This is a genomic window from Campylobacter concisus, from assembly GCF_050447505.1.
GTDB classification, from domain to species: domain Bacteria; phylum Campylobacterota; class Campylobacteria; order Campylobacterales; family Campylobacteraceae; genus Campylobacter_A; species Campylobacter_A concisus_BP.
Window position 1 is genome coordinate 1,556,491 of the sequence record NZ_JALMFZ010000001.1, and the last position, 24,745, is coordinate 1,581,235.

Here is a 24,745-nt window from a genome sequence, read left to right on the forward strand (position 1 = left end):
ATGGATATTATCCAAAAATAGCTAAAGAAAAGATGTAGGAGAAATTTTAAGCGTAAGAACGCTTAAAATTTTAGTGATCTCCCTTGTGAAGGAAGTAAAGTCCAAGACAAAGTGCGAGGATAGAAGCCGCAAGATAGGCCATCTCAAGCGGAGTTGTGAAGTTTGCGGAAGCACTCTTTGGAAGAAATTTACGATTAAAACCATGACGATCACTTTGCCAAGCTTGTCTTTTAGCTCATCAAGCGAATGCACTTCAAGCACCTTGCTTTGCTTTGACTGCTTTAGCTGTGTGATCTCTGAGATGAAAAGCTCGTAAATTCCGAAGCTAAATATATAAAGAACAAGCGCCATCAAGTAAAGATCGATCGCTCCAACTATCTCGCCAACGACTTCTGAGTGGAAATTTTCAACGTGAAAATCTGCAGCAAAGAAATATTTATAAACCTCTAAAAGCACCTTGCCGACATCATAACTTGCGATGATGAAAAGCACGATCGCACCTAAAAGTCCAAAGACTACTGGAAAAAGCGTGAAACTGTTGCTTGCAAGCAAAATTCTCTCGAATATTTTACGCAATAAAAACCCTTTTTATGAAATTTAAAAAGGGGGTATTTTATAGTTTTTTCCTTAAAATTTAGGTGCAAAATCGCAATTAATTTTAATGCAAACTACTCCTGCATCGTGATCCATTTTTGTGCGATCCTGACGGCATTTGTCGCAGCACCCACACGGATCTGATCGGCACTACACCTTAATTACGACTTATTTAAATTTTAGTGGCTAGCATGTAGAAATTTAGCGGCGAGATTTCATTGTGATTTTTGTTTATTTGGCTTCATGATTAGGCTCGCCACAAGCAGGATTTTAAGTCTTTTGGGCTAGAAATTTAACCCAAAAGATAAATATCAATTAGCCAAAATGGATAAATTTAGCAGGCCAGAGATCCAGCCTGCAATGGTTACTAAAACAAGCTATTTACGCTTTCGTTGTGATAAACACGGCGTATCACTTCGCCAAAGAGTGAAGCTGTGCTTAGCACTTTTATACAAGGGAGTTCTTCTTTTAATGGGATCGTATCAGTCACCACTAGCTCGTCTAAAAAGCCAAGTTTTAGCCTATCATAGGCTGGTCCGCTAAGCACTGGGTGCGTGCAAAACGCCATTACGCTAGTTGCGCCACGCTCTTTGAAAATCTCAGCTGCTTTTACGATGGTGCCAGCGGTGTCGATCATATCATCGACCAAGATCACATCTTTGCCCTTAACATCGCCGATCACGTTCATCACTTCGCTCTCGTTTGCTTTCTCGCGGCGTTTATCAACGATGACCATATCTAATAAATTTAGATTTTTTGCCAAGGCTCTAGCACGAGCCACACCGCCTACATCTGGGCTTGCGACGACTGGATTTGGTAAATTTTTAGCTTTTACGTAGTCGTTAAAAACGATGCTTCCATAAAGGTTATCTACTGGGATGTCAAAAAATCCTTGAATTTGTCCTGCGTGAAGGTCCATCGTAACGACTCTGTCGATGCCTGCTGTTTGCATCATATTTGCCACTAATTTTGCAGTGATAGGCACTCTAGGAGCTGCTTTTCTATCTTGTCTAGCGTAGCCAAAGTATGGCACGATCGCTGTTATAGAGCTTGCACTGCTGCGTTTTAAAGCGTCAGTTAAGATAAGAAGCTCCATTAAATTTATATTTGCTGGGGCACATGTTGGCTGGATGACAAAGACATCTTTTCCACGCACGCTTTCGCCGATTTGCACACTGATCTCACCATCGCTAAATCTTTTAATGCTAGCTTCACTTAGTGGAAGCGACAAATATTGCGAAATTTTCTTCGAAAGCTCGATATTTGCGGTGCCTGAGAAAATTTTATAGCCTCTCATAATAGTAACCTTTTTTAGTGATTTTTATGTTGGGATTTTATCAAAATGAGCTTTAAATTTAAATTTATTTACCCACTATTTTTAGTCAAATTTTCTACTCCAAAAGCCAAAATTTACACTAAATTTTTAAACCATTTTACATTTGTAAATTTATGAAGACTAAGATAACAAACATGTTTAAGATATGTAGAATTTACGACTTTATTAAAAGCAACGACGAGAAATTTAAAGGTGTCTTTATCGATAGACTTTATCCTAGAGGCGTGAAAAAAGAGATATTTTCTAGCTTTATCTGGCTAAAATCAGTCACTCCGTCAAACGAGTTAAGGTCATGGTTTCATGAAGATAAAGAGGCTAGGTTTGATGAGTTTTGCAAAAGATTTAAGCAAGAGCTAAATGGCAAAGAGGAGCAAGAGGGGCTAAAAGAGCTTAAAAAGCTAGAAAAAGAGTATAAAAACGTGGCGCTTCTAACTGCTGTCAAAGAGCCAGAATTTAGCCACGTCAAGGTGATAAAAGAGGCGCTTAACTCTTTATAAAGCCACTTGCGATGACGCGCTCACCTTCATACATCACGCAAAGCTGACCTTGCGCTACGCCAAGTGCGTTTTGATTTAGCGTTAGCTTTGCGGTTTTGCTAGTTTTATCAACCTCTACAAAAGCCTCAAGTTTAGGGCTTCTATATCTTATTTTCGTTTCGCACTCAAATTTAACTTCATCTATAAATAAATTTACGTTTTCAAGCTCGACCACCTTTTGAGCAAGGTCATCTTTCGTGCCGACAACGATCTCGTTTTTATCAGCGTTTATCTTGATGACAAAGTGTGGCTCATGAGCGCCAAAAACCTCAAAGCCACGGCGTTTGCCGATAGTGTAGTGCATGTAGCCTTGATGGCGGCCGATGATATTGCCGTCTTTATCAACCACGTTGCCTGGCAAATTTGTATCGTAGTGCTTGTTTAAAACCTCGATGTAGGTATTTTCCACAAAGCAAATTTCACTGCTTTCTGCCTGCGTAGCAAACTCTTCAAGCACTTTTACGCCTCTTGCTAGCTCTTTTATATCTTTTTTAAATTTATCTCCAAGTGGAAAAATGACATCTTTTAGCACCTCTTTTGGCACCTGAGCTAAAAAGTAGCTCTGATCCTTGCTAGGATCTTTGGCGCAGGTTATAAAACCATCAACCACCTGCACGTAATGCCCAGTAGCAAGCTTCTCGCAGCCATTTGCCTTTGCAAAGTCAAGTAGCGCACCAAGCTTTATAAATTTATTACACAAAGCGCAAGGATTGGGCGTTTTGCCCTCTTTATAAAGCCTGACAAATGGGTCATAGACATATTCGTTAAATTTATCCTGCAGATCGAGTATATGCACCTTGATGCCAAGATATTCGCCCACTTTTTTGACTTTTCTGATGTTTTCTTCGTGGTATCCTGGCTTTTGATGAAGCATCATGTAGCAGCCTTGCACCTCATGTCCAGCCTCTTGCAGAAATTTAGCCGTCATCGTGCTATCTACGCCGCCGCTCATTGCAACCATTATTTTCATATTTTTACCTTTTTTAAATTTAAAGGCGATATTTTATATCTTATTTTTAAATAGCCAAAATTTCGCTTACGATAAGCTCTATATCATCGGTGATTTTATATAAGCTTAGATCTTCTTCATTTATCGTTTTTTGAGGGATCAGCGTCTTTCGTATAAACTCATCAAGCCCTTGCCAAAACTCGCATCCATAAAGAAAAATTTTCACTTTTTTGCTGCCAACATGAACTAACACCAAAATTTCAAATAGCTCATCAAGCGTGCCAAAGCCACCAGGAAAGACGACAAATGCAATGGAACTATCAGTTAGGGCAAATTTTCTTGGGCTTAAATTTGAAAAGAGATATTTTGCGGTGACGTATGGATTTGTATTTTGCTCAAATGGAAGCCTCACGTTTAGTGCGACGCTAGGGGACTTTGCGCTATCAAATGCACCCTTGTTTGCTGCTCTCATTATGCCATCTCCACCGCCAGTTAATATAGCAAAACCTAGCTCATTTAGCTTGTAAGCTAGCTCGTATGCCTTTTTGCAGTAGAAATTTTCTTCATCAAATCTAGCCGAGCCAAAGAAGGTTACATTTTTGTTTTTATACTTTAAAACGCTTGGAAATTTTAAGAGATCATTTACTAATTCATTCATTATTTTAACTGCTGAAGCCTCTCGCGTTTTGAGCCTATCTGAGTGATCTGGATGCCAAAGTTGCCGTCTATTATGACAACTTCGCCAAGTGCTATCACCTTATCTCCTATCAAAATTTCAAGCGGGTCGTTTGCGAGTTGATTTAGCTCGATGACTGAGCCTATATCCATAGTGAGCACATCTTTTAAGAGCATCCTTTTTGAGCCGATACGAACACGCATTGGAAGTCTTACGTCCATAATAAGGCCGATATTTCTCATCTCTTCTGCGCTAAATTCGCCCTTTAGTGCATGAGGAGCGGCTGCGGCTTTTGCTGCATCTGCTGGCTCACTTTTAGCAGGCTCAAAAAATCTCATAAGCGTGTGATCGCAGACAAAAGCCACATGCTCATTTAGATCCTCGATCTTTATGTTAAACAAAAAAAGCTTTTCAAAAACGCTAAAATCAAGCGATGAGTTTTCATCTAAGAAATTTACATTTATCACCTCAAAGCTGATCTTTGGCATGCCCTTTTGCGCTCCAAGAGAGGTGCTAAATGCGCTAAAAAGGTTTGAAAATATCTCTTTTGCAGCGTCAAGCTCGTCGCTACCGAGATTTTCATTCTTTGAAATTTCTTCTTCGCCCATCATCCACTCGCTAACTGCGCTTATGAGCACCGGCGTGCAAGCGATCTCAGCTTTTGCATTGATGTCGCCGCTTAATGTCACACTAGCCATGACAACTGGCGGTTTTATACCATTTTGCGCTGGCGCGTCAAATTCGTTTCTCTCGCCGATCTCTGGTGCTCTACCAGTTAGCCCTTCAATGGTCGCTTTTAACTCATTTGAAAAGATGTTAAAAAATTCATTCGTCATTATCTTCGCTCTCTTCTTCGTTGTTGTGTTCGTTGGCCTCGTCGTATGCCATTAGTTTTGCTTTTCGCTCTTCTTCGTATTTTTCTAGGATGTGTTTGATCTCGTCTTTATCAGAGCGGATTAGCTGCTCGATCTTGATAGACTTTCTAAATCTATGAAGCCCAACTTCAGCCAAAAATACCTCTTTTTTATCGATGCAAACGATCGCCTTATCATCAGCGCCTCTATCAAGCCTTAAGATATCGCCCTCTTTTAAATTTAAAAACTCATTTACGCTAACGATTGACTTACCAAGGATCGCCTCATAAAGCACCTCAGCACGGCCTATTAGCGTTTTTAGCTCTTTGTTTCTACTCTTTTTAGCGCTAGTTTCGCCAAGCATGATGTCTCTGTTTGCAAGGCGCGAAAGGATCGGCTCTAGGTAGATGACTGGATAGCATAAATTTATCATGCCGCTTGAGCCACCAACGATGATCTCCATGACGACCATGATGACGATCTCGTTTTGAGATACGATCTGAACGACGTTTGGACTGCTCTCTTTAGCCTCGACGTTTGGATACATATCAGTTATCATCGACCAGCTCTCTTTTAGGCGCTGCATGATCATCCTAAGCACCGCATCAAGTAAATTTACCTCGATGTCAGTTAGCTCTCTGTTTGCCTCGAAATTTTCACCAGTTCCGCCAAGTAAGCGATCTATCATAGGAAAAGCTATGCTTGGATTTATCTCTAAGATGCAGTTTCCATCAAGCGGCTTGATAGAAAAGACGTTAAAGCTAGTTGGGCTTGGCAAACTCATCAAAAACTCGCCGTATGTCATCTGATCTACGCTGTGAAGTCTAAGCTCGACGATACTTCTCATGACGCTTGAAATTTGACTAGCTAGGTTTCTAGCAAGCTTGTCGTGGATGCCTTTTATCGCACGGAGCTGCTCTTTACTAACGCGGTTTGGGCGCTTGAAGTCATAGATAATGATCTGTTTTTGTTCGCCTTGTGGGCTCTCTTCTATCTCGATATTGCTCGTATCGCCGTCTTCATCGACGACTTCAAGTAGCGCATCTATCTCTTCTTGACTTAAAATATCAGCCATTAAACCCCCAAGCTGCGTCTGATGCGATCAAGCAAACGTTTATGAATTTGTGAAATTCTACTCTCGCTGATGTTCATTATCTCGCTGATCTCTTTTAAATTTAGCTCTTCGTAGTAGTAAAGCTGAACTATCATCTGATCACGCTCGTCAAAGTCTTTTAACGCACTTTCGATCTTTAAGATAAGATCCTCTTTTTCTACGCTTTTTTCAACATCGCTTTGACCGATTAGCTCCATTTGCTCGTCTATTGGCAAGATAGTGATGATACCGCTAACTCCCCTTGCCTCTCTTATCTTTTCGATATCTTCATTTAGTTTTTCAGCCAGATACTCGTCGCTTGGCTCTTCTTCGTGCGTGTTAAAGTAGTTATCTATCTCGGTATTTATGCTCTTTACTAGCTTTCTGTCGCTTCTACTAACGACGTCAAGCGCTCTTAGGTAGTCAAGCATCGAGCCATAAATTCTCTTTTTGCCATATCCCCAAAATGAGTCGTTTTGCTCTTTATCATACTTCCTGCTAAGCTTTATCATCTCCTCAACACCAACGCTTATAAGGTCGTTTACGTCAATGCTTGAAGGCAAGCGCTCCTTTAGTCTAAACGCCATTGCACGCAGAGCTGGCATGTATTTTAAGACGATCTCGTCTTGCTCCTTTTTAATGGTACTTTTATAAGCGTTAAGCTGCTTTTGCTTTAGTTCGTACATTTTGCTTACCAGAGTCTAAATTTTCGGTGGTTACTTTTAGCATGATATTTTCCATCCGTTTTTCCCTAACGTTTAGCTCAGAGATGAGATAGTCCGCGATCTCCTCATGTCTTTGCTTGTCAAAAAATTTCTTCAAAGTCCTTTTTACATCGACGTAGTTCATTATCACGATGTGAATTATAAGGTAAAAAAATAAAGTAATAACTAGCGTATAAACGAGCATTTCGATAGGCTCACTTACCTTTAGCAAGGTAAAAACTATGCCTATGAAAAATCCACAAACCGTAAAAAATGCTATAAAATTTTCTGCACGCAAAGCTCAATCTCCATTAAAATTGTTCTATCAAACGCTTAAAGAAGCCCCCAAAGCTCCTGCTTTGCTCATCTTTAAGCACTTTTCGTTCCAACCTATAAAGCAAATTCGAAGCTATCTGTTTGATCTGCACGCTAGCAGAGCCGTAAGCTTCGTCATCTGTAAAGAGCGTCCTTTGCTTTATGCTCCTTGCCACGCTCTTATCAGAAGCCACGTAGCCAATTAGCTCTAAATTTAAGTTTGGTCCGATATTTGCATTTGCCACTCGCTTTACATTTTCATAAATTCTAGTGGCCTCAGCCTCGTTTTTTACCATATTTAAAAGTAAAAGCTCGTTATTTTTAAACCTTGAAACGATCTTTATGACCGCATACGCATCGGTTATCGCCGCAGGGTCAGGCACAGTCACCACGATAACCTCATCAGCTGCTTCTAAAAAGAGCTGCGTACTGCCGCCTATGCCAGCACCAGTGTCGATGATCAAAAAGTCAAGCCCATCAAGCTCGCTCGCCTCATCTAAAAATCTCTCAAATAAAAATTGATTGTTAAATTTCAAAATTTCATCGCCACTCTCGCCAGGGATGAGGATGAGATTTTTATTTATAGGTATCAAGATATCTTTTAGGCTGCACTCGCCTTTTAGCACGTGAAGCAGGTTTTTGCCCATTTTGACGTTTAAGATCACATCAAGGTTTGCAAGGCCGATATCAGCGTCAAAAAGTCCTACTTTGTAGCCATTTTGCGACAAGACATTTGCCAAATTTGCACTTATCGTGCTCTTGCCAACGCCGCCTTTACCGCTTGTAATCGCTATAAAATGCGTATTTTTAGCCTTATTTTGAGACTGGACTAAATTTTGTAGTTTTTGCGCTTGGTTATTCATCGCTAGCCTTTTGCTTTGTAAAGCCGTCAAACACGCACTCTACTAAAAATTCGCTCTTTGCCTCCACAAGATCATCAGGCACCTCTTGACCCACGCTAAAGTAGCTAACTGGCGTGTTTGTCTCATATATCAGCGAAAAGACGTTGCCAAAAATTTTGGTCTCGTCAAATTTGGTGATTATTAAAGTGTCGATCTCTAAAAATGAAAATCCATTGTAAATTTCTATTAGATCCTCAACCTTTGAGCCAGCTGAGAGGACTAAATTTACATCGATCTTTGCGCCGCTATGCTTTAGAAATTTATCAAGTCTTTCAAGCTTTTCTTTGTCATACTGCGAATTTCCAGTGGTGTCGATTAGTATCACGTCGCAGTAGCTAAGCTGCTTTATGGCGTTTTGAAAGTCCTCGACCTCTATGACATCAAGGATCGGTAGCTTCATCATCTTAGCGTACTGAAATAGCTGCTCGACCGCTCCGATACGGTAAGTATCAAGCGTGATGATGCCAGTTTTATAGCGCTTTTCGTTGCCGTATGCAAAACGAGCCGCGAGCTTTGCAAGAGTCGTTGTCTTACCAACTCCAGTTGGGCCAACTAGCATCATTATGCGCTGTTTTTTATCGCCGAGCTCTTTTCTGCATGGCAGCATATTTCGCAAAAGCGAGTAGAAATACCTTTTTACCGCAGTTGGGTTGCTTTTCATAGAAACAGGCAAATTTTCAAGCGTCGTTTGCATGATCGCCTCTAGATGCTCCTCTTTCATGCCGCTTTGTTTTGCGAGCTTGTAGATGCTAGCAAACTCTGGCGGGATCGAGAGATTGTTGCGATTTGGGGCTTTTTCGTCCCAGATCATGTCAGTTATCAGACCTATTTTCTCGCTTAGCACGCTTACTTGCTTTGCTACGTCGTCTATTTTTTTATTCATGCCATTTGTATTTGGCTCTTTTATCTCGTTCATATCGACATTTGCGATCGCGCTTATCTCTTTTGCGACATCTGAGATATTTAAAAGCACACTCTCATTTGGATCGTAAGGCTCAGGCGACGTCGTCTTTGCCTCAAATTTAGCAGGCTCCTCTTTTATCTCAAATTTTGGCTTTGGCGGCTCGTAGTTTTTGCTAAATTTAGAGTAGGCATTTTCATAGTTTATTGCTTTTACATTTGGTTTTGGCGGCTGCTTTACCTCGTCCTCTTCGACGCTTACTAAAATTTCATAAAGCGGCTTTTTGTTTATCGTTTTGGCTTGAATTTGCTTTGTGGTGACGAGTATGGCCTTCTCACCGCACGCCTCTTGAGCCTTTTTCAAAGCCTCGATGGTGCTCTCGCCTGTAAAAGTATGAAATTTTGTAGCCATTTATATCCTTTAACCTCTCATAAGCCCTAGTGGCACGATCACGCTAAGCCTCTTACCAGCCCCTGGGTGCGGGACGATAAGGCGCGGCGTCTTATAGACTTTTTTACTAAAATACAAAATATCCAGATCAAGCGTTCGTGGCGCATTTTTAAACGTCCTCACACGCTTAAATTTACTCTCATAGTGCCCCAAAATTTTTAGCAAATTTCTAGGGCTCACAGATGTTTGTAAATTTATAACAGCGTTACTAAAATCATCCTGCTCTTCGTAGCCAAACGCCGCATTTATCAGGATCGGCGAGACTTCAACTACATGAAACCTACTATCACTTGTAATCGCTCTTATAAATTTATCAAACCTCTTTGCGCTATCGCCGATGTTGCCACCCATGCCAACTAGCGCCTCATACTTAAACTCATCTCTTTTTTCAAAAAAACTAGGGCAAAAACGGCTTTTTACGATCTTTCTTGCTCCAGCTAGCCTCATAAAATTTCGCACCCACCTTCTCTTGCGACCACCACGTCTTCGATCCTGACACCAAATTCATTTTCTAGATAAATTCCAGGCTCCACGCTAAAGACCATGCCCTCTTTTATGAGCGTTTCGCTCCTTGCTGAGATGACTGGAAGCTCGTGTATATCGACTCCCACGCCATGTCCTGTCGAGTGAAAAAAGGCCTTTTCATATCCAGCCTTTGCTATGACACTTCTTGCTGCAAGGTCTATCTCACACGCCCTAACGCCAGCTCTTGCGACCTTTATCGCAGCAGCCTGAGCCTCTTTTACGATCTCGTAAATTTCTTGCATCTTGGCGTTTTTAAATTTTTGCTCCTTTGAGAAGTTAAAATTTTCATCAAAGCAAGCAGTTCTAGTGCGATCAGAGCAGTAGCGTTTAAATTTAACCCCAGCGTCAAGTAGCAACAAATCACCCCTTTTTAAAATTTTATCCCCAGGCAGCGCGTGCGCCTTTGCGGCATTTTCGTTTATCGCTACGATCGGATCAAAGCTAAGACCTAGCTCGTTTTTTTGCCTAAAGATGAGCGAGGCGTTGAAATGAAGCTCTTTTTCGCTCATCCCTTCGCCATTTTCACGCACAAATTTAGCAAATTCATCAAAGCATTTTGCTCCAAATTCGCTAGCTCTTTTTAAAATTTTTATCTCATCTTCGCTCTTGCAAATTCTCTTTAGCCTAGAGAAATTTGCCTTTGGCTTGAAATTTATCTTAAAACCCTTGCTAAGCGCATTAAATTCGCTTAAGCTTAGCTCATCAGGGTTAAAAGCGAGGCTGCTTGGCTTCATCTTTCTTAAAAATGCCCGCACCTCGCTTATTAAATTTCTCTGCGCCAAAAGAACGACCACGCCAGTATTTACGCAGCTTTTTGCCTCGAAATAATACCTCGCGTCTGTGAAAAAGTATTTCACGCCATCAAGGCATAGCAAAAACTCATTATCGCAGCTGTAACCGCACTCGTAAAATACGGCGTTTTCGTCCTTTAAGATGAAATTCATTGTGCGTTTTGATTTGCTCTTACTGCTTTGATTTGCTCAAAAATTTGAAGCATGCCTATCATCGCCAAATGATAGCCAACTGGTCCAAAACCCACGATCTGGCCTGCTGCAACTGGCGCGATAAGGCTTTTATGACGGAACTCTTCTCTTCTATAAACGTTGCTGATATGCACCTCGATAACTGGTAGCGCAACCGCACTTAGCGCGTCACGGATAGCGATAGAGGTGTGAGTATAGGCAGCTGGATTTATGATGATGCCGTCTGCATCGCCCAAGCACTCTTGGATCTTATCGACTAGCTCGCCCTCAAGGTTGCTTTGAAAAAACTCGATCTCTACGTCATTTTGATCGGCAACGATCTTCATTTGAGAGTGGATATCCTCCATCCTCATAACGCCGTAAATTCCTGGCTCTCTAGCGCCAAGCATGTTGATATTTGGGCCTTGGATAACCATTATTTTTAGCTTCTTATCCATGTCACTCCTTTTTGATTAAATAGCCCAAATTATACATTTTCGTTCCTAAATTTTCGCTACAATAACAAAAATTTAAGGCTAGAAATGGAAATTTTAAAAGCAAAAAAGATCATCACTGGCGGAGAAAATCCAAAAATTTTAAGAAATTCTTGTATCGTTATTAATGATGATAAAATTTTAGAAATTACAAGCGAAAAAGAGGCGCAAAAAAAATTTAAAAATGCGAAAATTTGCGACTTTGGTGATAGCGTGATCGCCCCAGCGTTCGTAAATACGCACGTTCATTTGGAGTTTAGCTCAAACGTTAGCACTCTAAAATATGGCGACTTTATAAAATGGCTTGGCTCTATCGTCGATAAAGGTGGCGAGCTAGCTAAAATGGACGCTAAAAAAACGATGAATGAAGCCATAAATTCGCTGCTAAAAAGCGGAGTTTGTACCATTGGCGAGATATCTAGCTTTGGTAGTGATCTTGAAATTTTAGCCACTAGTCCGCTAAAAGTCGTGCTTTTTAGTGAAATTTTAGGCTCAAATGAGCAGATGACCCACCAAAATTTACAAAATTTCTTAGCTAAATTTGAAAAAACAAAGAGCTATAAAAGCCAAAATTTCACCCCAGCTATCTCGCTGCACTCGCCCTACTCTGTGCATCCAAAGCTCGCCAAAGCCGCCCTTGAGATAGCTAAAAAGGATGGTCTTCTTGTAAGCACGCACTTTTTAGAGAGCAAGGCTGAAAAGCAATGGCTAGAGCACGGCAGCGGTGGCTTTAAAAAGCATCTTTTAAGATTTAGCCAAGATCCAAAGCCGATGTATGACAAAGAGAGCTATTTTGCGATGTTTCGTGAGATAAATACACTCTTTACGCACTGCGTTTATGTGAGCGATTTTGCTAAATTTGAGCCTCATCACAGCGTGACGCACTGCGCCATTTCAAATAGGCTACTTGGCAAAAAGGCGCTAAATTTAAAAGAAATTTTAAAAAACAACGTCAGTCTAAACATCGGCACAGACGGCCTTAGCTCAAATATCAGCCTAAATTTCTGGCATGAGCTAAGGGCTGCCCTATTTACCCACGCTAGCCTTGATCTAAACGAGCTTGCCACTAGGCTTTTTGTCGCTGCAACGCACGGGGGTGCAAAGGCGCTTAGGACAAATAACGGCGAGATAAGGGCTGGAAGCGCGGCTGATATCGCAATCTATAGCGACCTAGAGTGCGATGATAGCGAGCTAATACTTCAGCTCATACTTCATACAAACGAGGCTAAAAAACTATATATCGGAGGCAAAATTTGCAAATTTTAAGGCTTATTTTTAGAGGATTTTTGGGAATTTTTAAATTTATCAATAACTACTTTAAGGCGCTCATATTTTTACTCATCTTATTTTTTATTTTCGCGCCAGATGGCAAGATGAAAGAGCCAAATTTAGCCCGCATAGACATAACTGGCACGATAATGGACACTAGCGAAATTTTAGATGCGCTCGAAAAAGCAAGGAGTGATAGCAATATCAAAGGCGTGCTGCTCTACATCGACAGTCCAGGCGGTGCGCTAAGTCCAAGCGTAGAGCTAGCCATGGCGGTCAAGCGACTAAAAGAGAGCAAAAAAGTGCTCACATACGCTGCTGGCAACATGGCAAGTGGCAGCTACTACGCTGGCGTAAATGCCGACGCCATCATCGCAAACCCTGGCGCTTTCATCGGCTCGATCGGCGTCATCATGCAAGGGGCAAACATCGAAAATTTAGCCAAAAATTTAGGCGTGAGCGAGCAGGTGGTGAAGGCTGGCGAGTTTAAAGAGGCTGGCACCTTTATGAGGAGCTGGAGCAAGCAGGAGCGCGAGAGCTTGCAAGGGCTCGTAAATGACGCTTACATGCTCTTTGTAAGTGACGTGGCGGAGGCTAGAAATTTAGACATCAATAAAAAAGACGAGTGGGCAAACGCAAGGGTCTTTTTGGCGCACAATGCCCTAAAAATGGGGCTAATAGACAGCCTTGGCAGCTACATAGACGCTCAAAATGAGCTAGCAAAAATAAGCCTCGTAGATGAGCCCATCTGGCAAGAAAAACCACAGCTCGAAAAGATAATGGAGAAATTTACAAAGCAAGGCATAAACTCACTTTTTAACGCATTTTTCGAGACAAAGCTTAGATAAATAAACCAGCCAAGTTAAATTTAACTGGCTGGCAGAGCTTTTTATAGCTAGCTTATCTAAAATTCCCCTCGCTATCCACAAAGAGTTCTCGCTCTGCTATTTTTATCAAAAAAGTAGTTTCATTTATCCTTTGAAGCACCTCAAATTTACCATAAATGCTATTTTTGATAACGACACTAAAGTTTTCATCCAAAAGTCCAAATTTATTATCTAGTCGTGATAAGTAGAAAGTGTTATTTGACCTGTCTATAACCTTATCAAACACCTCTATCTCATTTTTGCTTTTGTCAAAAATGACAAAACATCCTTTGGTATTTATATAACCCCATTTACCATCTTTTTCAACCCAAGCAAAACCTTCACTAAAATCATAAGCATGATCAAATTTACACTCTATGGCTTGCTCACCTTTGGTATTTATATAACCCCATTTACCATCTTTTTTAACTCTAGCAAAACCTTCACTAAAATCACAAGCATCATCAAATTTACACTCTACGATCTGCTCACCTTTGGTGTTTATATATCCCCATTTGCCGTCTTTTTTAACTCTAGCAAAACCTTCACTAAAATCATAAGCATGATCAAATTTACACTCTATGGCTTGCTCACCTTTGGTGTTTATATATCCCCATTTGCCATCTTTTGCAACCCAAGCAAAACCTTCGTTAAAACCCCAAGCATAATCAAATTTACACTCTACGATCTGCTCACCTTTGGTGTTTATACAACTCCATTTGCCATCTTTTTCAACCAAAGCAAAGCCTTCACTAAAACCCCAAGCATGATCAAATTTACACTCTATGGCTTGCTCACCTTTGGTGTTTATATATCCCCATTTGCCGTCTTTTTGAACCGAAGCAAGACCTTCGTCAAAACCCAAAGTATCATCAAATTTACACTCTATGATCTGTTCGCCTTTGGTGTTTATATATCCCCATTTGCCGTCTTTTTGAACCGAAGCAAGACCTTCGTCAAAACCCAAAGTATCATCAAATTTACACTCTATGATCTGTTCGCCTTTGGTGTTTATATATCCCCATTTGCCGTCTTTTTGAACCGAAGCAAGACCTTCTTTAAAACAACAAGCATCATCAAATTTACACTCTATGATCTGTTCGCCTTTGGTGTTTATATATCCCAATTTGCCGTCTTTTTGAACAGCAGCAAGACCTTCTTTAAATTTACCAACATCATCAAATTCCCAAAACATATCCCTCTCCTTTGTTTATATGAGTTATGTTATTTTAGTTTATATTATTTTAAAAAGTAAGTAAATTTGAGAGAAATTTAAAGTAGATGGTGGAAGCGAGGGGGATCGAACCCCTGTCCAAAAACAAAATCCGTACAGCCTCTACACGCTTAGCAAAAGTGAAAATTTCATCTAAAAAGGCTCACTTTCCAAAACCAAAATTTAGACTAAGACTAAAATTTCAGCTAGCAAGCAGTCACTTTGCTGGCCTACTCTAGCTAAATTACTCGCTTACATCCTAGCTAGAATGAGACAAAGCGAGGCTCAACTGAACTTACGCAGCTTTAGCGTAAGCAGGAGCGAAATTAACGTTGTTTGCGTTTAAATTTAATTTGAGCTTTTTACGCTTTGCTCAAAGCGACGTGCCACCGTACACACTCTGCTCCTGTCGAAGCCAAGTCGCTCCCATAAAAAATGAAATGGTTTAGTTGGATTGTTTAGTCAAGCTTTGCAGGTACGTCAATGATCTTTGGCTCAAGGACGCTAAAATACTCTAGGTCTTTCTCGACGTCGCCTTTGTATTTATGAAACTGATCGCTAATAAGCAGCAACCAATCTATAAATTTATCATTTGCTGGACCTTTTAAGCTTCTAGCCTCTTGAGTGACCTCTTCAGCCAAAGTCGTCAGCTTTAAGATCGGGTCAAGATGCATAAAACCTGCTGCTGATTTGATATTGTGAAAGATCCTAGAAAGCTCTAAAATGCTCTCCTTATACTTGTCAGCTCTTCCTAAATTTATTATCAAAGGCTCTAGTAAATCGCACATCAAAGTGTAGTGAGAGAGAAACTCCTCAACTATATCATAAGAATAATCGACTTCAAGCCTTTTTAATATACCCATTTTCATGTCCTTAAGAAATTGGCGTAATTGTAGCAAAATTTTGATAAAATTGTTAGCATTATCACAAATTTTACCGGACTTAGCCATGAAAGATGAAACAATCGCAAAGAAAAAACTCACTATAAATGATATAAAAAACAAAAAAGGCGTCGAGCCTATCGTGATGATAACCGCCTACGATGCGCTATTTGCGAAGATTTTTGATGATTACGCTGATGTTATCCTTGTTGGCGATAGCTTAAACATGAGCTTTAACATGCAAGAGAGCACGCTAAGTGCCAATATGAACACCATGCTTTATCACACAAAGGCCGTTTGTGCCGGGGCTAAAAAGACTTTTATCCTAGCTGATATGCCATTTGGCAGCTACACAAACGAAAAACAAGCGATCAAAAATGCGATGAAATTTTTTAAGCAGACAAATGCAGATGCTGTGAAGCTTGAAGTTGGCATGCACCAGGTAAATTTAGTAAAACGCCTCTGCGAAGAGGGCATAAACGTGATGGCTCACATCGGACTAAAGCCGCAGTTTTTTAAATTTGAGGGCGGATATAAGATAAAAGGTAGAAGCGAACTTGAGGCAAAAAGGCTAGTTGAAGAGGCTTTAGCGTTTGAGCAAGCTGGCGCGTTTAGCATACTACTTGAGGGCACGCTTAGCAACGTAGCAAGCGAGATAACAAGGCAGGTTCGTGTGCCAGTTGTGGGTATAGGCTCTGGGGCGGACGTCGATGGGCAGGTGCTTGTCTGGTCTGATATGTTGGGATTTTTCGAGGACTTTAAACCTAAATTTGTCAAGCGCTATCTTGACGGAGCCGCTCTTGTGCGAAAAGGCGTGCAAAGCTACACTAACGAAGTAAAAAACAAAATTTTCCCAAGCGAAGAGTTTTCGTATAAGGGCTAAACTTGTTCTTTATATAAAATACAAATGAGCACCGGTCCAACTAGAATATTTCAATTTATTTTATTTAATATAGGGTTAATTTTTACCATTTACTAATGTATTTTAAAAATTTAATTAAATTTTAGCTCTTACTTTTTATTTGTGACACAAACTGTCATGTTATTTATGTATAATTTTAAAAAAGTAGCAAATAATTTTTAAATATCTTAAAAATATAAAAGATAAATAATAGAATAACTTGCAAAAAAAGTTAAAGGAGAAAAATGATACCGCTTATTCCGTGGTTTGGTTGGGTGATTCTTGCAGCCATTTTTGGAGGCACAATAGCTGTTTTATTAAAAAAAAATAAAGGAACTATTTTGCTTACAGGAGACCCAGGGTCTGGTAAAGACACACTATTAAACACATTGCTTGGAAAAGGTTTTCAAAAAGAATATAGAGCTACACCAAAAGACGAGAAATATGAGGTGAGTTCGGAAATTGACTATACAATCATAAATTTGGCTGGTCACAAGAAATTTGCAAAAAGAAAGGAAGAGATAAAAAACGACCTACAAGAGCTTAAAAATAAAGAGCAGGATAGAAAAATTATATATATTTATATGTTTAATGTTTTAGATTTTATAAACAATGATAAATTAATAATAGCACAAATAGAAAATGCAAAAAAAGAAAGCGAAGAAAGAGAATTTACATCTAAGATAATAGGAACAAGAGGCGATAAGATAGATAAAAATATAAAACCTGAGATAGAAAATAGACTAAGAAAAGAAGGATATGATGCTATTGTTTTTGATATGACAAAAGTTAGTAAAGATGAAGTATTTAATTTTTTAGAAAGGGATTAAAATGATTATTGCAACCATACAAGGTAAAAACAAAAAAGAAGAGACTATAACAACACTAAATGGAGAATTTGTTTATGGCGATGAAGAACAAAGATGTATAGATAAAATTTTAGCAAACACAAAAAATATAGGCAATATAGGAAAACAAAAATTTTGCTCCGTGAATGATAATTTTATAGTCTTTATAGATCATCCAGAAAAAGATGATATAGGAAGAATTCGCACGGCTATGGTTTTTTATAATAAAGACATCACAAAAGAAGAGATATATAAAACAATAGAGAAGATGGGGCTAGATATTCAAAATTTTGATAAATTACAAAAGGAATACACAGAAAAAAAAGCACTCATAAAAGGAGTTATTTTGTTAGCAGCAGCCGTTGGTACTATATTGTTGCTAAAGAGGAATTTGTAATGAAAAATAAAATTCTACCAGTTGATTTTCAAACAAAAATAGATATAGAAGAAAACCCAGAAGCTACAAAGCCAATAACACAAGAGTGTGAGGTGATAGTAGTAGATAATACATTATTAAAAGATATATGGGTCAAAACAGATAAAGGAACTAGTCCTGCAAAAATAGAATATGGCACAAATATAATATTGGCCAAATCCAATTTATATAAAAATCGTTATTATGACTTAAAAAACTACAATGAACTCTACATGGAAGAGTTAATAGCTATGATTCTAGATTTTTCCCTAAAAATGGGTGCAAAATATTTTAGTGTTTCTTACAAAAAAGTTGAAACTGAGTTAAGTGAACAAGAAATTTATTTTTTACAAGAAGCGAATCTGAGTAAATCAGGTGTTGCTGGAGAAGAAAATCTTAATTTCAAAAATAACATATCAACAACCAGTGAAAAAGCACATTATATACAAGAAGAACATAAAAATCTAAAAAACAATATACCACTCAGTAAAGAGGAGTTACAAGAGTGGATCAAAGATGAGGATATAGATATAAATGCTCTACCAGGTTTTTTAGGTAGCTATATCAAACAATACTTGGCTGTTGGTAAAATAAGTGGAGACATAACAAGAACTGAAAATTTAAATATATCTCTACAAGAAAATGCAAAATTTCAAGCAAAAATAAACATTGGGATAAACATACCTAAATTTATATCATCTAACCTAAAAATACAAACCCAATCTAGCAATAACAGGAGCTACTCTTTTGCACAGAGCATCACATACAAAATAACTTTTTAACCGCACGACACATCCTGTCATATCCTCTTTGTAAAATGCAAAAAAACAAAGGAGAGGTGATGAGCAAAATAACAAAAGATCAAATTTACGAGCAGCTTGACAATATAGCCAGCACAAAAGAGTATTTAAAACTAGCCGAACTTGCTAAATTTGAGCTAAAAGATGATAGCTTGGCTAGAGAAATTTATGAAAGAGCACTTTTTGATACAAATAGAAGCGGCATTTTAGTTAAGCTTGGCAGGCATGTTTTATGGCTTTTGCAAGATAGCGAGCTGGCTATAAGGTTTTTCAAGCAAGCCATGAAAAAAGAATTTAGCAAAGATCAACGCAAAAATATCTTGCTTAGTAATTTCAAAAAGACATCAAATGAGCTAGCTTTTTTTGATGAGTTCACAGACTTGATAAACGAAACTAACGAATTTGATGAACTAATAAAGCTGTATCGTCACTTACCGCGTGAAATTTCACTAACAAAAGCCTTTTATCAAAGAGCCTCTAATCTTGTAAAAACATTTTATCAGTTTGAAAACTTACTTAATATGGTTTATAAATTTGATAAAGATATGATGTGGGAGATTTTTAACAAAAGCCCCTTTCCAAACAGGGCAATTCACTATTTTAACCTTAGTCAAATGGATATCTTTGACGAAGCGACAAAGGATAGCTTTTTTGATCAATTTATAGCACGTGAAAAAGAGATAATGAAGCTTATAGATGTGCTAGACTACAACGTTCTAAGCAATGATCAAAAAATAAAGATCATCAAAAAGGCGACCACTCTTGCGGACGATACGCCATCTTTTAAGATAGTAGCGATAGAAATTTTAAAGAATTTTTCAGATAAAAGGTGGGCGATGGATATAAAGAGCCTGCATGACGAGATGAAAAGTGCTGGCAAACTACAGCCCACAAAAAAGAAGAGGAGCTATAGAAGCTATTTTTTCTATAACTTTGCAAAAGAAAAACACCCACCCATTTACACACTAAATGACTATGAAAAAAGTTATTCTATTCTTGATTATTTGATTGTTATTGGGCATAGCTACTATTATTCTGCGGAACCTGATTATGACTGGTATGAAGATGAGTGGAGTTTTTTGGATTGGGAAGTAAAAAACGAGCGTTTGATAGCACCAGATCACCTTTATGAGAGTGTGGAGGACTATCTAAATGAGACCAAAAAACTAATCTCCACAAACATAAAGATTAAAGGAATTTTGCAATGGCTAAAGTAAAAATGAGATATTTTGATATAAAAGACGCCATAAATTTACAAGCCAAGATCGCCGAAGAGATAGGTGGTAAAGCTGGTTGTGACGCCAAATTTATAGCAAAGCTAGAGGATATTTTAGACAAGATCAAAGATGACAGTTGCTATCCAAATTTTAGCGACAAGCTAGCTCACCTCATCTGTTCATGTGTCGTACTTCGCCCATTTTTAGATGTCAATAAAAGCACAGCTTTAATGCTTGGTATCTTTTTTATATTGTTAAACAAGATGCCAATTGCTATAGAAAATTTTGCTTTTGCGGTACAAAATAGCATAATCTTGATCTCTAGATATAGACTTGGCGAAAGTGAGCTAAAAGATCTTATAGAGAGCTTTTTAAAGAGGTAAATTTAAAAAAGCTCTTCTGATTCGAGATAGTTTTGCGAGATGTTTCGTTCTTTTTCGTCAGTATTTACATGAAGGACGTAGTAGCCTATCTGCGTGTTGCTAGCATCAAGTAACGGCACAACGCAAAAATAGTGCGTCTTATATACGTAAAATTCATACTTTTTAAGGTCGATATCACGCAAAATTCCAACTATGTTTAAATTTGCGCTGCTTAAATTTTCGATGTAATAATCACTTAAAATTTGATCACTCGGCGCGCTTTTATGTGCTGGCATCTTATCTTTTGATAGGAGCACAAAGAGGTCGATACCTTGCGTTTTATAAAAATTTCCAAGTGAGTCGTAGTTTAGCAAAACCTCGATGCTACCGATGTTTTTGCCCTCATGCATCACATTTGAAACAGCCCTTATATGCACTCCAGCATACCACGCCTCGATGCCAACCATGGGCTTATTTTGACGTCTTGACTCTTGGACTAAAAACCTGCCACTAGCGATCATGTCGCCATATCTGTTTAGATCCCAGCTTCTTACGTAGCTTTTTAGATCTTTGTCGTAAAGATGAAGTTTGATGTTGTTATACATCGACGCTGCGCCAAGAGTTTTGGTCAAATTTTCGATATTTTTTACGCATTCGTCGCGGTTTTGACCTAGCAAGCACATCTGTATAGACTCATTTTGAGCAAGCAAGATCGAGATCGCCATTGATGAAAATTTCTCATCATCGATGCTTTTGTTTAGCTGCTTTACGTGGTAGTCAAAAAAGACGCGCATATTATTTTGCTTTTTTTCAGTCATATATGAGCTATAAAGAAAGTAAAATAGGCTACCAAGCAGCGCAAAAACGACCAGGACGATATAGATATTAAAATATTTTTTGTATTTACTCAAAACTAGACCTTAGTTTTTTTTCTAAAAATTTAGCAAACTCATCAAATTTAGGCAGCTCAAGCTCGCTTTTTCTTTTGGGGCTAGCCCAAACGCTATCTGGGAAAAATGCGTCCTTTTCAAATCTTGCGATAACATGGATATGCACGTGTGGCACGTAGTTTCCAAAGCTTGCGATGTTTATCTTAGTTGGTTTATAAAACTCAAGCATCGCCTTTTCAGCAACCTGCATCGCTTCAAAAAGCCTAGCTCTACTCACCTCATCACACTCACTTAGCTCGCGGTAGGGCTTAGCTGTAAAAATTTTCACCCACGGAAGCTCGTTCTCTTCGCGCTCAACTCTTATAAATTTATCTTCATATATCATATTTTGCCCCTATTTTATACGAAATTTCTCTCTCGCAAAAGCGTGTAAAGCTTGATCGTTGAGATAAAAAATGTCACGATCGCAGGTCCAAGTATCACGCCCCAGAAGCCAAACGTCGTGATGCCAGCGATCATCGCAAAAAAGATGAGTAGCTCGTTTATCTTTGTTGGTATCTTGACTAGTTTTGAGTTTATAAATTTAATGACAAGCGGTTTTAGCAAGGTATCAGCGCCAAATGAGATCACGATGATGGTATAAAGTGCGATCGTGATAGCGGCTGCTGTGTTGCCATTTGCAAACTCATAAATGCTAATAGGCGCCCACGCCAAAAAGCCACCAACGACTGGGATGAGTGAAGCGAAGCTAAAAAAGATGCCAGTTAGCACGCCGTCATAGCCGTAAAAACTGGTGACAATGGCAAATAAAAAGCCCTGGATGATCATATTTGCGATGGTTGAGTAAAAAACAACGCCCATCACGTTGCCAACCTCGCTTAGTATCGACTCAGTGTCCTCTTTTTTAAGTGGAAGCGCCTCTTTTAGGTAGCTTATAAGCTCGTTGCCGTAGAGGTTGCAAAAGAAGAAAAAGACTAGGATGATGATCATATCAACGCCAAATTTAAGGCTTAGCTTGCCTAAATTTGCAAGATTAGCAGCGACTTGCGAAAATAGCATCTTGATATCAAGCCCGCCTATAAATTCCTTGATCTTTGGCTCTAAGAAATTTATCGACTCTGGCAGGCTAAAATCGTAGTTTTTAATAAATTCAATGGTCTTTGTAACGTTGTTTATATCAAAGCCAGCTGCGTACTTTGCGATCTCAATGACAGCATAAAGTAGAGGCGCGATAAATAAGCATAAAAGCGCAAATGTCGTAAGACTTGACGAGAGCGTCTTGCGATCTTTAGTAAGTGCCAAAAATGCGATTTGTACGTTAGAAACGGCCACCGCAAGCAGTGCTGCGATAAAGATATCAAGCAAAAATGGTTTAAAGAGATAGACCACCAAAGCCAAAGCAAAAAACGCAAAAATTCCAAAAAACAGCCTGTTATTCATCTCGCTCCCTTAAAATGGGGTAATTATAGCAAATTTATAAAAGCTCTTAATTTGCTTGCCAAATTTCTGATATCAAGCTTGCAAAGACTATGCTTTTGGCATTTTAGCGTGGGCTAGCACTTAGTAAATTTAGATAAATTTATGCCTTACGTAAATTTTTTACTTCAAAGCTTCTATAAATTTAGCCTTTTACGTGCACTGAAAATTTGCTCCGACAACCTCGCACTCATCACAAATTTGCATATAGATCGTCCCCTCGCCGTCTATCAAAGCACCAAAAGGAATTTGCGCTAAATATTTCATCGTTTGACAGCATTTTGGGCATGCTAGATACTCGCTGTCTTGCTGCCACTGCGGATATCCGCCAAGCAAAATTTCACTATCTATCATATATGAGTAGTGAGCGCAAACCTCGCTTGCTAGCTCGAAATTTTGCCCATCAAGCGTTGCCACAGCATCTCTTACATAGTCTTCGCTCTCACCCTCGCCCACTACCTCCGTTTGCACGCTTTTGCCGTCGTTTTGGCAAAAATACTGCACAAAGCCAATGCATGTCGGGCAAAATTTAAGCACAGCGTCGTTTTTAAGCTCTAGCCCAAGTCGCTTTAGGCTCTCTTTTTTGATTGTAAATTCCAGCATCTCACCGCTACAAAATTTACATTTTTCATCGCTTAGTGCTTTAAATTTAACGCTTGCATCCGCGCTTTGGCATGGCTGGCAGGTAAAACACCTATCAAAGACTAGGCTTCTTCTCTTGCCGCTCTCATCAAAGCTCCAGCCTGCAACCTGAGCGTATCCATCGGTATCTACGTGAAGCTTTGCCTTCCAAGGCTTTGGCGCATTATAAAGCTTAAAAAATAGCTCCCTCACCACCTCATCGCCCTGCCAGGCAAGCGCGCAAAGGATATGATTGATTTTTACGATATTTTCAGCGCCATTTAGACTATTTATGAGCTCATCTCTAAGCCCCTCTGAAGCCTTTTTGTAAATTTCAGGTGGATAGTACTCGCCGTTTTTTGTCAATTCTTCGATGATCTGCTCGTCACAAATGCCATGCAGATAAAAAATATATGTGAGGTCGCTGTAAATTTCATCATATTTATATAGCTCGTCAATGCGAGCGAGGATATCTTTCTGCCTCTTTTTCATCTCGTCTTCGCTTAGTCCCTCGTAAAACTCCAGCTTCTCTTTTTGCCTACACTCATAACAGATCCCGTCAAAGTAAATCGTCCTTTGCTTGCACTTAGGACAAAGATGTGGCTCGCTCATTTTTGCTCCAAATTTAAATTTCGCTACTCAAAAAGCCCTTTTTCGATGTCGATCTTGACATTAAAGGTCTCAAAGCACTTCGCACTTGCGATCCTGCCCTTTGCAGTGCGCTCGATGAAGCCATTTGCAAGCAGATATGGCTCGATGACGTCCTCAACCGTGCCCTCGTCCTCACTAAGTGCCGCTGCGATCGTACTAAGCCCCATAGGACGGCGCCTTGCTTGCATCAAAATTTCTAAATACCTAATATCCATCTCGTCAAATCCGAGCGAATTTACCCCAAGTGCGTTAAGCCCCTCTTTCGCACGCTCGTGGCTGATGATTTGCTCGTCATTTACCTCGGCAAAGTCGCGAATTCGCTTTAGCAGTCTAAGAGCGATCCTAGGCGTGGCACGTGAGCGTTTAGCGATCTCAAGCGAGGCGTTTTTGTCGCACTCTTTGCCAAGTTTGGCAGAGGCGATCTGCACGATACGGCTTAGCTCGCTGCTTGTGTAAAACTGCAGCCTAAAGTCCATCCCAAAGCGGTCTCTTAAAGGCGCTGAGATCATGCCAGCACGTGTCGTTGCGCCTATTAGCGTAAATTTTGGCAGGTCTATCTTGATAGTCTGGGCAGCCGGCCCTGAGCCTATGATGATGTCTAGCCTAAAATCCTCCATCGCAGGATAAAGCACCTCCTCGATAGCTGGGCTTAGGCGGTGTATCTCGTCGATAAAAAGCACGTCGCCCTCTTGTAAATTTGTAAGGATCGCTGCTAGATCGCCACTCTTTTCTATCATCGGCGCTGCGGTCATTTTGATACTTACGCCCATTTCGTTTGCGATGATGTGAGCGAGTGTGGTTTTACCAAGTCCTGGAGGTCCGTAAAATAGCACGTGATCTAGGCATTCGTTTCGCTTTTTGGCTGCTTTTATAAAGACGTCTAAATTTTGCTTGATCTTTTCTTGGCCTATGTAGTCTTCAAATTTTGTCGGTCTTAGCGAGACTTCAAAGTCATTTTCAAAGCTTACTTTTTCGATTTCAACGATTCTATCCAAAGTTTTTCCTTCTAAATTTAAGGCTTCATTTTACGCTTTTATGCTTAAT

The 24,745-nt window shown here is 39.5% G+C and carries 28 protein-coding genes, 1 other RNA gene and 2 pseudogenes; 9 read left to right on the forward strand and 22 right to left on the reverse strand.

Going from position 1 to position 24,745, the window contains the following annotated elements:
* Positions 1-70 precede the first annotated feature (70 nt).
* The 3 genes and pseudogenes from MTT09_RS07920 to MTT09_RS07930 all read right to left on the reverse strand — a co-directional run bounded on the left by MTT09_RS07920 (position 71) and on the right by MTT09_RS07930 (position 1,891).
* Positions 71-576: pseudogene (locus MTT09_RS07920) on the reverse strand (YqhA family protein).
* A gap of 92 nt (positions 577-668) precedes the next feature.
* Positions 669-755 (reverse strand): annotated as a pseudogene (locus MTT09_RS07925) (hypothetical protein); the annotation flags it as partial.
* A gap of 206 nt (positions 756-961) precedes the next feature.
* Positions 962-1,891, reverse strand: a complete 930-nt coding sequence (locus tag MTT09_RS07930) for a ribose-phosphate pyrophosphokinase (protein WP_021084389.1) — start codon at positions 1,889-1,891, stop codon at positions 962-964.
* A gap of 173 nt (positions 1,892-2,064) precedes the next feature.
* On the opposite strand from MTT09_RS07930, the gene MTT09_RS07935 reads away from it, so the two are divergent.
* Positions 2,065-2,427, forward strand: coding sequence for a DUF488 domain-containing protein (locus MTT09_RS07935; RefSeq protein ID WP_429803729.1), 363 nt, complete (start codon positions 2,065-2,067; stop codon positions 2,425-2,427).
* Here the strand turns inward: MTT09_RS07935 and mnmA are convergent.
* From mnmA to aroQ, 11 genes are read right to left on the reverse strand one after another with little or no spacing between them, the layout of a single operon-like run.
* Positions 2,414-3,466 (reverse strand): tRNA 2-thiouridine(34) synthase MnmA, encoded by a 1,053-nt coding sequence (gene mnmA, locus MTT09_RS07940; protein WP_429803730.1) that lies wholly within the window; start codon positions 3,464-3,466, stop codon positions 2,414-2,416. The genes MTT09_RS07935 and mnmA overlap by 14 nt on opposite strands.
* A gap of 16 nt (positions 3,467-3,482) precedes the next feature.
* A complete protein-coding gene (locus MTT09_RS07945; RefSeq protein ID WP_103608665.1) occupies positions 3,483-4,073 on the reverse strand; it encodes a TIGR00730 family Rossman fold protein in 591 nt (196 codons plus the stop codon).
* The gene (gene fliY / locus MTT09_RS07950; RefSeq protein WP_021090090.1) at positions 4,073-4,927 is read right to left on the reverse strand and encodes a flagellar motor switch protein FliY; all 855 of its coding nucleotides are present in this window, start codon (positions 4,925-4,927) and stop codon (positions 4,073-4,075) included. The genes MTT09_RS07945 and fliY overlap by 1 nt, the downstream gene beginning before the upstream one ends.
* Positions 4,917-6,020, reverse strand: coding sequence for a flagellar motor switch protein FliM (fliM, locus tag MTT09_RS07955; RefSeq protein WP_012140115.1), 1,104 nt, complete (start codon positions 6,018-6,020; stop codon positions 4,917-4,919). Before fliM ends, fliY begins: the two co-directional genes overlap by 11 nt.
* A complete protein-coding gene (locus MTT09_RS07960; RefSeq protein WP_004317527.1) occupies positions 6,020-6,724 on the reverse strand; it encodes an RNA polymerase sigma factor FliA in 705 nt (234 codons plus the stop codon). Before MTT09_RS07960 ends, fliM begins: the two co-directional genes overlap by 1 nt.
* Positions 6,696-7,040 (reverse strand): hypothetical protein, encoded by a 345-nt coding sequence (locus MTT09_RS07965; protein ID WP_012140116.1) that lies wholly within the window; start codon positions 7,038-7,040, stop codon positions 6,696-6,698. Before MTT09_RS07965 ends, MTT09_RS07960 begins: the two co-directional genes overlap by 29 nt.
* 13 nt (positions 7,041-7,053) lie before the next feature.
* Positions 7,054-7,920, reverse strand: a complete 867-nt coding sequence (locus MTT09_RS07970; RefSeq protein WP_429803444.1) for a P-loop NTPase — start codon at positions 7,918-7,920, stop codon at positions 7,054-7,056.
* A complete protein-coding gene (gene flhF / locus MTT09_RS07975; RefSeq protein ID WP_429803445.1) occupies positions 7,913-9,271 on the reverse strand; it encodes a flagellar biosynthesis protein FlhF in 1,359 nt (452 codons plus the stop codon). The genes MTT09_RS07970 and flhF overlap by 8 nt, the downstream gene beginning before the upstream one ends.
* Before the next feature lie 9 nt (positions 9,272-9,280).
* Positions 9,281-9,757: a 2-amino-4-hydroxy-6-hydroxymethyldihydropteridine diphosphokinase gene (gene folK / locus MTT09_RS07980; RefSeq protein ID WP_429803446.1), complete on the reverse strand. Its 477-nt coding sequence runs from the start codon at positions 9,755-9,757 to the stop codon at positions 9,281-9,283.
* On the reverse strand, positions 9,754-10,779 hold the full coding sequence (locus MTT09_RS07985) for a M24 family metallopeptidase (RefSeq protein ID WP_429803447.1): 1,026 nt from the start codon (positions 10,777-10,779) through the stop codon (positions 9,754-9,756). Before MTT09_RS07985 ends, folK begins: the two co-directional genes overlap by 4 nt.
* Positions 10,776-11,255 carry a type II 3-dehydroquinate dehydratase gene (gene aroQ / locus MTT09_RS07990; protein ID WP_429803448.1) on the reverse strand — a complete coding sequence of 160 codons (480 nt, stop codon included), beginning with the start codon at positions 11,253-11,255 and terminating at the stop codon, positions 10,776-10,778. The genes MTT09_RS07985 and aroQ overlap by 4 nt, the downstream gene beginning before the upstream one ends.
* Before the next feature lie 84 nt (positions 11,256-11,339).
* On the opposite strand from aroQ, the gene mqnF reads away from it, so the two are divergent.
* Positions 11,340-12,557: an aminofutalosine deaminase family hydrolase gene (mqnF, locus tag MTT09_RS07995; RefSeq protein WP_429803449.1), complete on the forward strand. Its 1,218-nt coding sequence runs from the start codon at positions 11,340-11,342 to the stop codon at positions 12,555-12,557.
* Positions 12,545-13,408: a signal peptide peptidase SppA gene (gene sppA / locus MTT09_RS08000; protein ID WP_429803450.1), complete on the forward strand. Its 864-nt coding sequence runs from the start codon at positions 12,545-12,547 to the stop codon at positions 13,406-13,408. The genes mqnF and sppA overlap by 13 nt, the downstream gene beginning before the upstream one ends.
* A 52-nt stretch (positions 13,409-13,460) precedes the next feature.
* Here sppA and MTT09_RS08005 read toward each other — a convergent pair whose 3' ends face one another.
* From MTT09_RS08005 to MTT09_RS08015, 3 genes are all read right to left on the reverse strand, one after another.
* Positions 13,461-14,621 (reverse strand): WG repeat-containing protein, encoded by a 1,161-nt coding sequence (locus MTT09_RS08005; RefSeq protein WP_429803451.1) that lies wholly within the window; start codon positions 14,619-14,621, stop codon positions 13,461-13,463.
* An 87-nt stretch (positions 14,622-14,708) separates the two neighbouring features.
* Positions 14,709-15,067: a transfer-messenger RNA gene (gene ssrA / locus MTT09_RS08010) on the reverse strand.
* Between the two features lie 30 nt (positions 15,068-15,097).
* A complete protein-coding gene (locus MTT09_RS08015) occupies positions 15,098-15,502 on the reverse strand; it encodes a hypothetical protein (protein WP_004317574.1) in 405 nt (134 codons plus the stop codon).
* Positions 15,503-15,587: 85 nt separating this feature from the next.
* Between MTT09_RS08015 and panB the strand changes: the two genes are divergently transcribed.
* From panB to MTT09_RS08045, 6 genes are all read left to right on the forward strand, one after another.
* Entirely contained in the window at positions 15,588-16,403 is an 816-nt protein-coding gene (gene panB / locus MTT09_RS08020; protein WP_429803452.1) for a 3-methyl-2-oxobutanoate hydroxymethyltransferase, read from the forward strand.
* A 263-nt stretch (positions 16,404-16,666) separates the two neighbouring features.
* Positions 16,667-17,251 (forward strand): GTPase, encoded by a 585-nt coding sequence (locus MTT09_RS08025; RefSeq protein ID WP_194170298.1) that lies wholly within the window; start codon positions 16,667-16,669, stop codon positions 17,249-17,251.
* 1 nt (position 17,252) lies between these two features.
* A complete protein-coding gene (locus tag MTT09_RS08030) occupies positions 17,253-17,666 on the forward strand; it encodes a hypothetical protein (protein WP_194170299.1) in 414 nt (137 codons plus the stop codon).
* Positions 17,666-18,466: a hypothetical protein gene (locus MTT09_RS08035; protein ID WP_194170300.1), complete on the forward strand. Its 801-nt coding sequence runs from the start codon at positions 17,666-17,668 to the stop codon at positions 18,464-18,466. Before MTT09_RS08030 ends, MTT09_RS08035 begins: the two co-directional genes overlap by 1 nt.
* Positions 18,467-18,525: 59 nt before the next feature.
* Positions 18,526-19,701, forward strand: coding sequence for a hypothetical protein (locus MTT09_RS08040; protein WP_194170301.1), 1,176 nt, complete (start codon positions 18,526-18,528; stop codon positions 19,699-19,701).
* Positions 19,689-20,084, forward strand: a complete 396-nt coding sequence (locus tag MTT09_RS08045) for a Fic family protein (RefSeq protein ID WP_194170302.1) — start codon at positions 19,689-19,691, stop codon at positions 20,082-20,084. Before MTT09_RS08040 ends, MTT09_RS08045 begins: the two co-directional genes overlap by 13 nt.
* 2 nt (positions 20,085-20,086) lie before the next feature.
* On the opposite strand, the gene MTT09_RS08050 is transcribed toward MTT09_RS08045, so the two are convergent.
* From MTT09_RS08050 to ruvB, 5 genes are all read right to left on the reverse strand, one after another.
* Entirely contained in the window at positions 20,087-20,974 is an 888-nt protein-coding gene (locus tag MTT09_RS08050; protein ID WP_429803453.1) for a cache domain-containing protein, read from the reverse strand.
* On the reverse strand, positions 20,967-21,338 hold the full coding sequence (locus tag MTT09_RS08055) for an HIT family protein (RefSeq protein WP_429803454.1): 372 nt from the start codon (positions 21,336-21,338) through the stop codon (positions 20,967-20,969). The genes MTT09_RS08050 and MTT09_RS08055 overlap by 8 nt, the downstream gene beginning before the upstream one ends.
* Positions 21,339-21,352: 14 nt before the next feature.
* Positions 21,353-22,393 (reverse strand): AI-2E family transporter, encoded by a 1,041-nt coding sequence (locus MTT09_RS08060; RefSeq protein WP_429803455.1) that lies wholly within the window; start codon positions 22,391-22,393, stop codon positions 21,353-21,355.
* Between the two features lie 189 nt (positions 22,394-22,582).
* Positions 22,583-23,662, reverse strand: coding sequence for a cytochrome C (locus MTT09_RS08065; RefSeq protein ID WP_429803456.1), 1,080 nt, complete (start codon positions 23,660-23,662; stop codon positions 22,583-22,585).
* Positions 23,663-23,685: 23 nt separating this feature from the next.
* Entirely contained in the window at positions 23,686-24,696 is a 1,011-nt protein-coding gene (ruvB, locus tag MTT09_RS08070; RefSeq protein ID WP_021090089.1) for a Holliday junction branch migration DNA helicase RuvB, read from the reverse strand.
* Positions 24,697-24,745: the final 49 nt, after the last annotated feature.